Source organism: Meiothermus cerbereus (genome assembly GCF_051297115.1).
Taxonomy (GTDB): domain Bacteria; phylum Deinococcota; class Deinococci; order Deinococcales; family Thermaceae; genus Meiothermus; species Meiothermus cerbereus_A.
This window is the reverse complement of the sequence record NZ_JBEVAL010000019.1, coordinates 1-13,876: the sequence shown is the minus strand read 5'-3', so window position 1 is coordinate 13,876 and position 13,876 is coordinate 1. Positions and strand designations below refer to the sequence as shown.

Here is a 13,876-nt window from a genome sequence, read left to right as displayed (position 1 = left end):
AAGCGCCTCCCGGGAGGCGCTTTTTGAATAAAGGCAGGCTAGCTCAAGCCACGGATGTCGTCGCGGATGCAGGCCTTGAAGTGTCCAGGGGCCACTTCTTTTAGTTCGGGCACGGTATGGGCGCACTCGGCTATGGCATAGCGGCAGCGGGTGCGGAAGACACAGCCCGAAGGCGGGTTGATGGGGCTGGGAATGTCCCCTTGCAGCACAATGCGCTCCCGCTTGATGGTGGGGTCTGGGGTGGGAATGGCCGACAACAAAGCCTCGGTGTAGGGGTGGCGCGGTCTCAGGTAGAGGTCGCGCGAAGGGGCCAGCTCCATCACCTTGCCCAGGTACATCACCGCGACGCGGTCGGAGATGTACTCCACTACTGCCAAGTCGTGGGCAATAAACAGTATGGTCAGACCCAGCTGTTCTTTAAGGTCTTGCAGCAGGTTGACCACCTGGGCCTGAATCGAAACGTCCAGGGCCGAGACCGGCTCGTCGGCTACGATAAACTCGGGGCGTACCGCCAGCGCCCGTGCAATGCCAATGCGCTGACGCTGACCGCCGGAAAACTCGTGGGGATAGCGGCGCACATGACCCGGGTTCAGGCCCACCAGCTCAAGCAACTCTGCCACCCGTTCGTAGCGGGCCTGGGCCGAGCCCTCCAGGTTGTGAATGACCAGCGGCTCACCAATGATGTCGCCCACCGTCATACGGGGGTTGAGCGAGGCGAAGGGATCCTGGAAGATAATCTGCATCCTGCGCCGGTAGGCCCGAAGCTGGTTCTTAGGTATATGGGTGATGTCCTCACCGTCAAAGCGAATGGTGCCGTCGGTGGGCTCAATCAGGCGCAGGATGGTGCGGCCCACGGTGGTCTTGCCCGAACCGGACTCCCCCACCAAACCCAGTACTTCACCTTTCTTGACAAAAAAGCTGACATCGTTAACTGCTTTTACGTTGGCGACGACTCGAGAGAGGATTCCCCCACGGATGGGGAACCACTTTTTGAGGTTGGTAACCTCTACCAGGTTGGCGGTCGTGGTTTCGGCAACAGATGCACTCATGCTTCCACCGCCTCTCCTTTTTGAATTTCGGCCCAGCGTACACAGCGCACCATATGGCCATTACCGGCATCTTGCAAGGCCGGGATGTCCTGATCACACAACCCCGGCTTGAAGAATTTACAGCGGGGGTGGAAGGCGCAGCCCGGGGGCAGATTAAGCGGGTTGGGTACGTTGCCCGGAATAGCTTCCAGGCGTTGCTGGTGCGTAGCAGCCAGGTCGAGCCGGGGCACGGAGTTCAAAAGCCCCATGGTGTAGGGGTGCAGGGGCTTTTTGAAGGTGGGCACCACATCGGCCTCTTCAACCGCCCGCCCTGCGTACATCACCACCACCCGGTCGGCCATCTCGGCCACCACGCCCAGGTTGTGGGTGATGAACAAAATGCTCATGCCAATCTCTTCACGAAGCTTGTTCATGAGTTCCAGAATTTGCGCCTGGATGGTCACATCTAGGGCCGTGGTGGGCTCGTCGGCAATTAGCAGCGAGGGGTTGCAGGACAGCGCCATAGCAATCATCACCCGCTGACGCATACCCCCCGACATCTGATGGGGGTAGTTGGCCAGGCGCTTTTTGGGCTCGGGTATGCCCACCAGGTCGAGCATCTCAGCGGCTTGCTCGAGGGCTTCCTTCTTACTTTTACCCTGGTGCAGCACAATCGCTTCGGCAATCTGATCACCCACGGTGTAGACCGGGTTGAGGCTGGTCATGGGCTCCTGGAAAATCATGGCGATGTCGTTGCCACGAATCTTGCGCATGGTGGCTTCGTCTTCTTTAGCCAGGTCGCGCACCTTGCCATCCTTGCCCCGAAACAGCATCTGCCCTGCCACGATTTTGCCCGGCGGGTTTGGAATCAGGCGCATCATAGCCAGGCTCGTAACCGACTTGCCCGAGCCCGACTCCCCTACCACCGCCAGGGTTTCGCCTTTGTCAATGTGGAACGATACCCCATCGACGGCTTTGACCACGCCATCGTCGGTAAAGAAGTGAACCTTGAGATCTTTTACATCCACCAGCCGTTTCTCGTCCATTCCTACTCCTAAGCACTGCAACAGCAGATTGCGACATTATATCGCCAACTGGGTCTGGCCCACCCGAGTACCCTGCTTCTCGATGTGCCCACCTGGGGCACTACGCTTTTGGTGGTTTCGCTTCAAGGGTGCAGCAAACCCAGCCTGGCCCCCAGGCTACACTTTAGTGCGCGGGTCGAGGGCATCGCGCAAGCCGTCACCCATGAAGTTATAGGCCAAAACTGCCAGCAGAATAAACACCCCCGGGATCAGGAGCCAGGGACGCTCGGTAAATGCCGTAATGCCAGTAGCCTGGGCCTTGGAGAGCATCAACCCCCAGGAGGTAGCGGGCTCCTGGATGCCCAGGCCCAGGAAGGAAAGGCCCGACTCGCCCAGGATGAACCCGGGAATAGCCAGCGTGACGGCGACAATCAGGTAGGTATAGGTTCCCGGCAGCACATGGCGAATGATGATGCGGGCATCGCCGGCCCCCAAAGCCTGCGCGGCCTGGGCAAACTCCATCTCGCGCAGTTGCAGCACCTGGCTGCGAATAATACGGGCCAGACCGCCCCAGTTCACAAAGGAAAGAATCGTTACCACCAGCACGAAGCGCACTGCGGGTGGCACTTCCATAGGTATCAGCACCGAGAGAATAATCAGCAAAAAGAGGTCGGGGATGGCCGCCAGCACCTCAACCGTACGCATGATGATGGTGTCGAGGTCGAGCTCAATGCGCGGCCACAGCAGAATGTAGCCGATGGCCCCCAGCAACGCTGCGCCAATCAGGCCCGCCACAATGGCCTCGAGGCCGCGGCTGCTTTGCAAAAAGCCCCATACCGTGATCCAGAGCAGCCAGGCAATGCCAATCCAGGCCGAAAGCCAGAGCAAAGCCCGCACCAGATGGCTGCGCCAGACCAGGCTGTATAACAGCAGGCCCAGCACCACCAGGCCCAGCACCAGGCCCAGCCCCCCCAGGGCCAGGGTGCTCACCCGCTGTAGATCGGGTCGGATGTAGCGCTCGTACCCCTGAAACATGCCCCACAACAAGGCCGCCACCAGGGCCAAGCCCAGAAAGGCCAGCAGGTGATCCGACCATCGGCTGCTACGCACAAAAGCCCAGAAGCGTGGGTTCAAAACCCCGATGCTGAAGGTGACCGGCCGGCCCGCGTAGAAACCAGAGATACTGCCCATGAAGATGCCTATTACCAGGGCCAAAGCCACCGCAAAAATACCGATGGTCAGGCTGATGCGCCCCCCGAACCAGATACGGCCCCAGATGTCGCGGCCAAAGTCGTCAGTTCCCCACAAAAAGAGCTTGGCCTTATCCTCTAGCAGCCACGGTCCACCCATCAAGCGCAGGTCGGCAGGGATCAGCCCCAGGAAGCGGTAGGGCTCGCCCTGTACAAAAAAGTAGATGGGATAGCGGCCTTTCTCGCAATCAGTAATGACCTCGACTTTGAAGGTCTCGAGGTTCCTGCGTCGCTCGGAGGCGCACACATAGGGGCGGGTCAGGCGACCGTTTTCGTCGCGCCAGAAAATCTGGGTGGGCGAGGCAAAGGAGAAATCGCGGAAGCTTTTCTCTTCCGGATAAGGAGCCAGGAAGTCGGCGAATAAGGCCCCCAGATAAAACACCAGCAGCACCACAGCGCCCAAGCGGGCCAGCGGATGCCGCTTGAAGCGAATCCAGGCCTGCTGGAAAAAGCTTCGGTTGGCCGGGGGGGTGGACGTCATTTGCGCTCTTCGTAGCATGTCATACCCCCTAGCTGTAGCGGATGCGCGGGTCTACCCAGGCCAGCAGTAGATCCGAAACCACATTACCGATCATCAGCAGCACCGTGGTGATGGTGATCAGGCCCATAATCACGTAGATGTCGATGGCCGAGATAGCCTCCAGCAGAGCGGGCGTAATGCCCGGCCAGGCCATGGTAACCTCCACCAGCCCAGCACCCCCAATCAGAGCCGGCAGCAACCCTCCGATTCCAGCGATAAAGGGAATCACCGCATTGCGCAGGGCGTGCTTGTAGATCACCACCCGCTCATTCAGGCCCTTTGCGCGCGCCGTGCGAATGTAGTCCTGCGAGAGCACATCCAGCATCTGGCCCCGCATGACCCGCATTAAGCCGGCCAGGCCCGAAGTGCCCACCACGATGACCACCGGGAAGGCGTGCCACAAGACGTTGGTAATCCTGGCCCAGAGGGGCGATTCGGTGTAGGGCAGCCGCTCGGGTAGACCAGGGCCTTGCAACAAAGGGAAAAGCATGAGCAATGTGCTCACGCCAAACATCACCAGCCCCACCCAGACACCAAAGCTTACGGGCTGGCCGTGGTTGCTCTTCCACCAAAAGAGGCCTGCGTACACCAGAGTTCCCAGTAACGCCACCGGGAAGAGCAGCCCTGCGGCGCGGGTCAAGTTACCCAGGTGGATAAACTCGGTGGTCATGCCGCCGATGGGTAGGATGCGCATGTTGGTCAAGTCGTTGAGCCAGACCGCCAAAAACAGCATGATTAGACCAAAGAAGAAGTTCGGGATAGCCAGACCTAAAAAGGCCAGCACCGTGAAGGTGCGGTCGGGCCAGGTGTACTTGCGGATGGCCGAGTACACCCCAATGGGAATGGCAATCAAGTAGATCATCAAGGTAGCCAGCACCACCAGAACCATGGAGTTCAGGATGCGCTGGCCGATCACGTTCCACACGTCGGTTTTATAGGAGAGCGAGAGGCCCAGGTAACCCTGCAGGATGCCCGAGAGCCACTTGGCGTACTGCACCGGCAGGGGCTGGTCCAGGCCCAGTTGCTGGCGCAGGTTGGCAATGGACTCGCGATCCTGGGTGGGGTCGAGCTCGAGCCTGGTCACAAAGTCGCCCGGCGCAAGCTGAATCACCAGAAAGGCCAGCAGGGTAGCCCCAAAAAAGGTGGGGATTAGCTGGAGCAGCCTTCGTACAACGTAGCCAAACATAACACCTCAGCATGAAGGCAGGGGGTGGCGGACCACCCCTTGCCCTCGAAGGCTTTTACTCCTTGGCAAAAATAGTCTCGATGTAGGGGGCCTGTCCGGTGATGGAGTTAATTTGCTCCTTGGGGAACATGCCACCCAGGCGGGTCAGGCGGGCCGGGTTGTAGGCCGGGGCCACGGTGTAGATGAGCGGCAGGTTCTCGGCCACCACCTTCTGGAACTGCACGTAAATCTGGCGGCGCTGGGCCTGGTCAAGGGTGGTAGCCCCGCGGGTCATCAGGGTGTCAATGAGCACCTCAAAGGCCTCCACCTTGGCGGGGTTCTTGCCTCCTACGCCTTGGTTCCAGGCGTGGAGGCTGCCGTTAAGCTGCCACACGTTGCGGAAAAAGGCCGGCTCGATACCACCCGTGAGGCCAATCAAGATGGCGTCAAACTCGCGGGTGCCGTCGGCGGCAGGAGTGGTGAGCTGGCGCACCAGCTCGTTGAAGTCAATGGGCCGGTATTCGACCTTGACCCCCACCTTGCGGGCTTCGTCGCGGAAGATCTGGGCGATGCGCTCACGCACGTTGTTGCCCTGGTTGGTGACCAGGTTGAACTCGAGCACCTTACCCTGGGCGTTCACCAGCCAGCCATCGCGGTTCTTGGTACGGAAGCCCAGTTCGGCCAAGAGCTGCACGGCCTTCTGCGGGCTAAACTCGAACTTGGCTACATCGTCGGTGAAGAAGGCTTTGTTGGGAATGGAAATGGGGCTCCACTGGGGCTGGCCCAGGCCACCCAGGGCCACCTCGATCATGGACTTCTTGTCCATCAGGTGGGCCATGGCCCGGCGGAACTTGACCTGGCGGAAGAGGTTTTCTTTGAAGGGATCCTTGTGGTTCCAGTTGAACACGATGAAGTTGGTGCCCAGGGTTACGTCCACGTTGGGGAAGATCTCGGCCCGCAGACGGTTGGCCCGGATGCGCTCCAGCACCTGGGCCACCTGGTCGGCGTTGGCCGCCGAGAAGGTATCGGCCTCCCCGGCCAGGAACCGCGCGAGCTGGGCGTTCAGGTCGGGCACGATCTGCACGGTGTAGCGCTCGAGGTAGGCCACCGGGTTGTTGCGCTCATCCACGCCCCAGTAGTTGGGGTTGCGCACCAGAACCACCCGCTCGCCCTTGACATAGCTATCCAGCTTGAAGGGACCACCCGAAACCACCTGGGCCGGGGGGGTGTCCAGGTTCCACAGGGCCTGGAGTTGCTGCACTCCAGCGCGATAGGCAGGGCCAAAAATGTGCTCGGGCACGATATACCAGCCCTGGATCAGGGCCGGTGCGTAGGGCTTGGGAAAGTCGGCCCGCACGGTGAACTGGTCTACTTTAGTCCACTTGATGGGCTGACCATCCAGGATGAAGCTGCTGCGGGAGTTGGAGTTAACCCGCTGGTCAGCATGGACGGTGGCGCTGAAAATTACGTCGTCGGCATCAATGGCCTGTCCATCCGACCATTTAGCCCCTTCGCGCAGCTTGAAAATAACGGTCAAGCCGTTGTTGCGCACCTCCCACGACTTCGCCAGACGTCCTTCGGGGGCCTGGGTATAGGGGTCGTAGGTGGTCAGATAAGGCAAAAATAGCGCGATGATGTCGGTGGACGAGGTTTCGCGGGCCACAAAGGGGTTCCAGGTGCGGGGGTCGGAGATGGAGGTAACCCGATACGCACCACCGGCACGGCCTGGCTCAGTGCCCTTGAACACCTTGGGCTGGGCCATAGCCAGTCCAGCCAGGGCAAGCATTCCTAAGACCAACAGTTTCTTCATTCTTAGCCTCCTACTATAGTTTGGACAGTTCACCACCCTCGCTCTTTTGTAAAAAAAGCATCAGAGCCAGATGGACTTGGTACAAAGCTATAAAGCCATCAAGCGGCTGTCAAGGCCTGGAGGTGTAAATGCAGTCGAAATTACATCCACCGAACGGTGGATAAGGCTTAGTCGCAGCGCTTTTGATGTGAGTCAAATAGCGTCCAGAACAATATAATCGGCCCTGGGCAGCGGGCTTGGGATTTAGGGGTTGCCAGCTTTGGGCGGGCAGGCTTCCGCAGATTAAGCTGCGACATTCCACTGGCAAAGCAACTTTATTGCCGGGCCGGCAAGCACACAAAACCGCAGGGAAAGGCGGGTTTTAGCGCCTTATCAAGCACGGTTTCGCGTGACCAGCACAACGGTTTTGGGAAACGCCAGGCCTGCGAGCGCCCGGTACAGAGGCCTCGAGGCTCAAAGCAAGGCCTTCACCAAGCGGCGTTTATCGAGGGAAGAAGCGGAACGAGAAGGCCAGCACCACAAAGAGTATGCCCAGCACTACGGTAATACGGTACAGGCCACCGGTAACCCCACGGGTGCTGAAAAGATCGGTCGAACCGCCAAACATATCGCCTGCGCCCTGTTTGGGTTCCTGGGAAAGCACCAGATAGACCAGGAACCCGGCCACGGCGATGTAGAAGAAAATTAGGACGTTTTGCAAGAACTCCACGTAAGGCCTCCACTGCACTTGGGATTGGTTGGTGCCGGGAATGGGACTCGAACCCACACGGCTGTTAACCGTCCGATTTTGAGTCGGGTGCGTCTACCAATTCCGCCATCCCGGCACGCCCGCACATTTCTGGCATACCTGCCAGCAAGACTAAACTATAGTGCCTTTTGCGCGGTTGCGCAAGCCAATCACACCCAAAAACCCGGCCAAAGCCACTGCCCAGTCTCCAAAGCGCACGTAGGGGGTCTGGTACTGCAGCAGGCCAAAAGCCCCCACCAAGTAGGTGGCTTGCCGCTGCGGTATGCGGGCCGTAACCCGTCCGTAGGGGTCGATGATGGCCGTTACGCCATCGTTGCCAGCGCGCAGCAGCCAGCGCCCGGTTTCCACCGCCCGCAGACGGCCCATCTGAAAGTGTTGCAAGCCCCCAAAGCTGGGGCCATACCAGGCATCGTTGGAGCCGAGTTGCAACACCTCGGCGCCGTTTAGAACAAGCCTGCGGGCTATCGCCGGGAAGACCGACTCATAGCAAATAAACGCACCGTACCGGCCCAGGGGGGTGTGCCCCGTGCCGGGGGTGCGGCTAACCAGGTCGCCGTGAAAACCAAGGGCGCGGAAAAAGAAGCGGTATACGGGGCGCAAGACCTCGGCCCAGGGAAAGTTTTCGCCGAAGGGAACCAGCCGGTTTTTGTCGTAGTAATGGGTAATCTGGCCCCCATACACCCGCACCGCACGATTGGTCAGGCCGGTCTCGAGGCCGCTAATAAGCTCCCGGCTCCCGAGCAAGGCCACTAGTTCGGGCGAGAAGCCAGAAACTGCGGTTTCGGGCCAGACCACCACGGTTGTATCGGGGTGGGCCTGCAATCCCTGGCGGGTAAGTTGCAGGTAGGTTTCTTCGGCCGAGGCACCCTCGAGCTTCCGCAAAGGGTTGATGTTGCCCTGCACCAAAAGGGCTTTCTGGCTTCCCTGTGCAGAAGGAAGCGGCATAACCCACAGCCCCAGCCAAAACAGGCCCAGTCCAAACAGGCCCAAAGCCGGAAGTGAAAAAACCACCGGGTCTTTCCGCAAGCGCTGCCAGGCCGCATACACACAGAGCGCCACCCCCATCACCACCAGCGAAAGCAGGTAAACCCCGCCCAGGCTGGCCAGCAGCCGCCCAGGGGCATCCACCAGAGCATAGCCCACAAAACCCCAGGGAAAGGCAATTTCGCCCAGGGAGGTGAGGTATTCCTGCACCACCCACAACCCAGCCCTGGCCAGCGGCCTGCCCCGGGTCAGGCCAAACACGACCCCCCAGATGGCCGCCTTGATCAAGACCAGCGGCAGGTAGGGCACCGCCCCCCAGGGCGTTTCAAAAAGCACCACAAAGCTAAGGGGTAGCCAGACCAGGTGCATCGCCCAGAAGCCCATTCCGGCCAGCATTCCAAAGCGGAAGCCCCCCCTGGTCAAAAGCCAGACCAGAGGCAATGGGGCCAGAAAGCCCAGCGGGCTGGGGGGTTGAGTAAGCGCTAGGGCCGCACCTAAAAGCAGCGGAAACCAGGTCTGCACCACCCAATCATACGCGGCAGGGCCTTGAGTAAACGAGATTACGGCGAGTGGCCCAGCACCAGCGCCCGAACATGGCAAAATGATGGCAACATGCGACTGGGAATTATCGCCGAAATACATGCCAACCTGCCTGCGCTCGAGGTGGCCCTCGAGGCCCTGCGCAAGGAGGGGGTTGAGCAGGTGCTGGCTGTGGGAGATCTGGTCGGCTATGGTCCCCATCCCCGACAGGTTATTCGCAAGCTCGACCGTGAGGGCATTCCCTGTGTCCCAGGAGCCGCCGACCTTCGGGTAGCCTATGCCCTGCCCTCCCCACCGCGGGAAGGCATCGCCGAGACCACCATCATCTGGACCCGGGAACAGCTGGGCACTCGCGAGATGCAATTTCTACGCAACCTTCGCTCGCGTCACCGCTACGAGACCCCAGGGGGGCGCCTGATGGCCTTCCACGGCTCGCCCGAAGACCCCGAGCACAAAATTGACCTGAACGAAGCCCACCCCCAGGAAATTCTGAAGATGCTCGAGTCCATTCGCTCGCGTTACGCGGTGGTGGCCGGTAAGCACATCCCCTTTCGTAGGGCCGTACACAAAGGGGTGGTTTTCGACCCCGGTTCGGTGGGCTTGAGCCTGGGGGGCGAGCCAGGGGCCGATGTGCTCATTCTGGAAGATGATGTCCACGGCGATGTGCTCCACCGCTTTTTGAAGCTGCCCTACGACTACGGTCAGGTTACCTTCGACCTGGCGGCCTGGGAGCTGCCCGAGGTGTTGGCAGAAGTGGTGCGGCAGGGGCGGTTTCCCCAGTGAGGCTGAGGGTGGGGTTTATACCCGCCCTTCCAGCAACCCCAGCGCCACCTCGGCCACCTGCGGCTCGGGGTCTTGGCGCAGGGGCCACAGGGCTTCCAGGTCGCCCAGTCGGGCCAGGGCTTGGGCGGCGGTGGCCCGCACCACCGGATTCACGTCCTGGGCGGCGTGGCGCACCAGGGGCAGGTAGTCCGGGTTGCCCAGGTTGGCCAGCACCACCAGCGCATTGCGGGCCATACGGGTACGACCCGGTCGCAGGAAGACGGTTCCGGCATATTTGCGTTCGAAGGCCTTGGAGGAAAGGTAAAAATAATCTTCCAGGTTGGGGTAGGCCAGCTCGGGTTCGGGGATAAAGTCCTGCCAGAAAGACCTGGCCTTGCGGTTCCAGGGGCACACCTCCTGGCAGACATCGCAGCCAAACAACCAGTCCCCCATGCCCGCCCATAGTTCAGCAGGAATCAGGCCTCGGTGTTCGATGGTCCAGTAGCTGATACACAAGCGGGAATCCATGGTTCCATCGCCCAGCAAGGCCCCGGTGGGGCACCCCACCACACAGCGGGTACAGGTTCCGCAGCGGTTCGGGTAAGGCGCTTCTAGGCGGGTTGGGGGAAGAGAGGTGAGCAGAACCGCCAGCGTGAGGTAGGTGCCCTCCCCCATCCGCATCAGCATGGCGTTGCGGCCAATCCAGCCCAGGCCCCCCAGGGCGGCATAGGAACGCTCGGACAGGGGACCGGTATCCACATAGCCCTTAGCCTCTAGGCCCAGGCTTTGGGCCAGGCGCTCGAGGGCCTGTAAATGGGGCGCTATCAAGAGGTGGTAATCCCGCACCCAGGCGTAGCGGGCCACCCGGCCCAGGCGAAGGCCACCAGTAGGCTTTGGGGGCGGGGGGTAGGCATGGGGGGCCGCCAGCACCAGCACGCTCTTGGCCCAGGCGAAGCGCTGCGGCGGGTTGAGCCGGATCTCCAGGTTTTGCGCCAGGTAAGCCATCTGGGCCTGCCTGCCCTCGGCTACCCAGTCGCGGTAGCGTTGCTGGGTTTCCTGCGGCAAATCCAGGCCAGCCCACGCCGTCAGAAAGCCCTGCTCTTGCGCTGCCTGCTCGAGGGTTTCGGCCACCTGCACACCCCGATTGTGCGCAGTGGGCCCGATAAATACAAGCCATACTGGCCTGTCCGTCTGGCATAAGCCGCCCGGAGGGCTTGTGCAGCCCGCTACGCATACATTTGGTATACCGTGCTCTACAATAGCCTTTGTGAGTGTGAACGCTCCGCGTGACTTTTTTGCCGAACAGGGCCTCGAGCCCCTTACCGCCCAGGGCTATGCGCTACAGGCCCGCTCCCAGGCCTTCCCCTACCTGAAGGCCCTCTCCGAGCGTGTGCTGGTCTACGACGGGGCCATGGGGACGGAAATCTTCAAGTACAACCTGAGCGACGCCGATTTTGGCGGAGCCCAGTACAGCGGCTGCCCGGAAATCCTGAACCGCACCCGCCCCGATGTGATCGCCGCCATCCACCAGAGCTACCTCGAGGCCGGCGCCGACGTCATCGAGACCAACACCTTCGGCTGCTTGCCCCATGTGCTGATGGAGTATGGCCTGGAGGCCGAGGCCGAAGACCTGGCCTACGAGGCGGCCCGGATCGCCCGTCAGGTTGTAGATAACGGGAAGGACGAAACAACGCGATTTGTAGCCGGCGCGCTGGGGCCGGGCACCAAGCTCATCTCGCTGGGGCAGATTGGCTGGAAGGAGATGTTCGAATCGTACCGCACGGCGGCCCGGGGCCTGGTTCGCGGTGGGGTGGATCTACTCCTGATCGAAACCTGCCAGGACGTTTTGCAGATTCGCTGCGCAGTGCTGGCCTGCCGCCAGGCCATGCGCGACCTGGGACGGGAGGTGCCGCTGCAAGTGCAGGTTACCTTCGAGGCCACCGGAACGATGTTGGTGGGCAGCGACGATGGGGCCGCCCTGACGGTGCTGGAAAGCCTGCCGGTGGATGTGGTGGGCATCAACTGTGCGGTGGGGCCCGATCTGATGGACACCCACATCCGCTACTTCTGCCAGAACAGCACCCGCTGGGTCTCCTGCCTGCCCAACGCCGGCCTTCCCCGCAACGAGGGGGGCCGAGCGGTTTTTGACCTCACCCCTGCCGAGCTGGCCCGCTGGCAGCTCAAGTTTGTGCGGGAGTACGGCCTGAACGCGGTGGGCGGCTGCTGCGGCACCGGGCCTGCACATATCCGGGCGCTGGTGGAGGGGTTGCGGGGGCACAGCCAGGTGCTTCGGGGTAGCCAGCAGAACCCCAAGCCCTCGCCTTTGGGCCAGGTGGCCAGCCTCTACCAGAGCGTGCCGCTGCGGCAGGAGACCGGCCTCCTGATTGTGGGTGAGCGCACCAACGCCACCGGCAGCAAGAAGTTCCGCGAGCTGTTGTTCGCCGGCGACTTCGACGGCATGAACCAACTGGCCAGCGAACAGGTGGACGAAGGGGCCCACGTGCTGGATGTCTCGGTGGCCTGGACCGGGCGCGACGAGGTGCGCGATATGCGCGAGGTGCTGAAACGCTTTGCCACCAGCGTGCCCATCCCCATCATGATTGACACCACCCAGGTAGAGGTGATGGAGGAAGCCCTCAAGCACCTGGGCGGGCGGGCCATTTTGAACTCGGTGAACCTGGAAGACGGCCTGGAGAAGTTCGACCGGGTGGCGGCCCTGGCCAAGCAGCACGGCGCAGCCCTGGTGGCCCTGACCATTGACGAGGACAAAGAAGCCGGCATGGCCAAAACCGTGGAGCGCAAGGTGGAGATTGCCCTGCGCATGTACGAGCGGCTCACACGGGTGCACGGCATCCCAGGCGAGTCCATTTTGTTCGATCTGCTCACCTTTCCCATCACCCAGGGCGACGAGGACACCCGCAAGCTGGCCCGGTGGACCATCGAGGGCATCCGCAAGGTGCGTGAACTGCTGCCCGAGGTGGGCTTCATCCTGGGCGTTTCCAACGTATCGTTTGGGCTCGCGCCGCAGGCCCGGGTGGTGCTTAATTCGGTCTTTTTGGATGAGTGCATCCAGGCCGGCCTGACCGCGGCCATTCTGAACGCCGGCAAAATTCTGCCCATCAACCAGATTCCGCCCGAGCCGTACCGGCTGGCCCTGGATCTGATTTACGACCGGCGGCAGTTCGGGCCGGGCGGCGAGGTGATCCACGACCCGCTTTTTGCCTTTGTGGATTACTTCGCCAAAAACAAGGTCGACAAAACCCTGGCCCACGACCCCCTGGCCGGGCTTTCCTTGGAGGAGCGCCTGAAAAAACGCATCATCGAGGGGCGCAAGGTGGGCCTCGAGGCCGACTTGGAACAGGCCCTGGAAAAGTACAGCCCGGTGGAGATCATCAACCAGATCCTGCTCGAAGGCATGAAGGTGGTGGGCGACCTGTTCGGCACGGGCAAGATGCAGCTGCCCTTCGTGCTGCAAGCCGCCGAGACCATGAAGGCCGCGGTGCGCTACCTCGAGCCGCGCATGGAGAAGCTCGAGGGCGTGCACAAGGGAACCATGGTCATCGCCACGGTCAAGGGCGATGTGCACGACATCGGCAAGAACCTGGTGGACATCATCCTCTCCAACAACGGCTATAAGGTGGTCAACCTGGGCATCAAGAAGCCCATCGAGGAGATCCTGGCCGCGGTGGAGGAGCATAAGCCCGACGCGGTGGGGATGAGCGGGCTTTTGGTCAAGAGCACCGTGGTGATGAAGGAGAACCTCGAGTACATGGCGGCTCGAGGGGTCAGCCTGCCGGTGGTACTGGGCGGAGCCGCCCTCAACCGGCACTACGTGGAAAACGACCTGCGCCAGGTCTACACCACCGGCCCGGTTTATTATGCTTCCGATGCCTTCGACGGGCTGCAGCTGATGGAAGAGTTGACCGGAAATGCCCCACCCCAACTGACCAGCCGCGAGATGAGCGGCCACAAGTACAAAACTGCCTACGAAATTCTGCAGGAGAAACTGATGGCCGGTTCCGAGTACATCCCTTCCAACACCCC

10 protein-coding genes and 1 tRNA gene are annotated in these 13,876 nt (G+C 61.3%); 2 read left to right on the top strand and 9 right to left on the bottom strand.

What is annotated here, in order from left to right; all coding sequences use genetic code 11:
* Positions 1–38: 38 nt before the first annotated feature.
* From ABWU19_RS05685 to lnt, 8 genes are all read right to left on the bottom strand, one after another.
* Positions 39–1,049 carry an ABC transporter ATP-binding protein gene (locus ABWU19_RS05685; protein WP_027877160.1) on the bottom strand — a complete coding sequence of 337 codons (1,011 nt, stop codon included), beginning with the start codon at positions 1,047–1,049 and terminating at the stop codon, positions 39–41.
* Positions 1,046–2,074, bottom strand: coding sequence for an ABC transporter ATP-binding protein (locus tag ABWU19_RS05680; protein WP_027877159.1), 1,029 nt, complete (start codon positions 2,072–2,074; stop codon positions 1,046–1,048). Before ABWU19_RS05680 ends, ABWU19_RS05685 begins: the two co-directional genes overlap by 4 nt.
* Positions 2,075–2,230: 156 nt before the next feature.
* Complete coding sequence (locus ABWU19_RS05675; protein ID WP_333659676.1) at positions 2,231–3,802, bottom strand: ABC transporter permease; 1,572 nt, start codon at positions 3,800–3,802, stop codon at positions 2,231–2,233.
* A gap of 10 nt (positions 3,803–3,812) precedes the next feature.
* Entirely contained in the window at positions 3,813–5,009 is a 1,197-nt protein-coding gene (locus tag ABWU19_RS05670) for an ABC transporter permease (protein WP_435900791.1), read from the bottom strand.
* 55 nt (positions 5,010–5,064) lie between these two features.
* On the bottom strand, positions 5,065–6,798 hold the full coding sequence (locus ABWU19_RS05665; RefSeq protein WP_435900790.1) for an ABC transporter substrate-binding protein: 1,734 nt from the start codon (positions 6,796–6,798) through the stop codon (positions 5,065–5,067).
* Between the two features lie 481 nt (positions 6,799–7,279).
* A complete protein-coding gene (gene secG / locus ABWU19_RS05660; RefSeq protein ID WP_027877155.1) occupies positions 7,280–7,507 on the bottom strand; it encodes a preprotein translocase subunit SecG in 228 nt (75 codons plus the stop codon).
* 29 nt (positions 7,508–7,536) lie between these two features.
* Positions 7,537–7,622 (bottom strand) — tRNA-Leu (locus tag ABWU19_RS05655).
* Between the two features lie 35 nt (positions 7,623–7,657).
* Positions 7,658–9,055 carry an apolipoprotein N-acyltransferase gene (gene lnt / locus ABWU19_RS05650; protein WP_435900789.1) on the bottom strand — a complete coding sequence of 466 codons (1,398 nt, stop codon included), beginning with the start codon at positions 9,053–9,055 and terminating at the stop codon, positions 7,658–7,660.
* An 87-nt stretch (positions 9,056–9,142) separates the two neighbouring features.
* On the opposite strand from lnt, the gene ABWU19_RS05645 reads away from it, so the two are divergent.
* Entirely contained in the window at positions 9,143–9,853 is a 711-nt protein-coding gene (locus tag ABWU19_RS05645) for a metallophosphoesterase family protein (RefSeq protein WP_314133526.1), read from the top strand.
* Positions 9,854–9,868: 15 nt separating this feature from the next.
* Here ABWU19_RS05645 and queG read toward each other — a convergent pair whose 3' ends face one another.
* Positions 9,869–10,969 carry a tRNA epoxyqueuosine(34) reductase QueG gene (gene queG / locus ABWU19_RS05640; RefSeq protein WP_435900788.1) on the bottom strand — a complete coding sequence of 367 codons (1,101 nt, stop codon included), beginning with the start codon at positions 10,967–10,969 and terminating at the stop codon, positions 9,869–9,871.
* 130 nt (positions 10,970–11,099) lie between these two features.
* On the opposite strand from queG, the gene ABWU19_RS05635 reads away from it, so the two are divergent.
* A partial coding sequence (locus ABWU19_RS05635; protein ID WP_435900787.1) for a homocysteine S-methyltransferase family protein occupies positions 11,100–13,876 on the top strand: 2,777 nt, incomplete at its 3' end.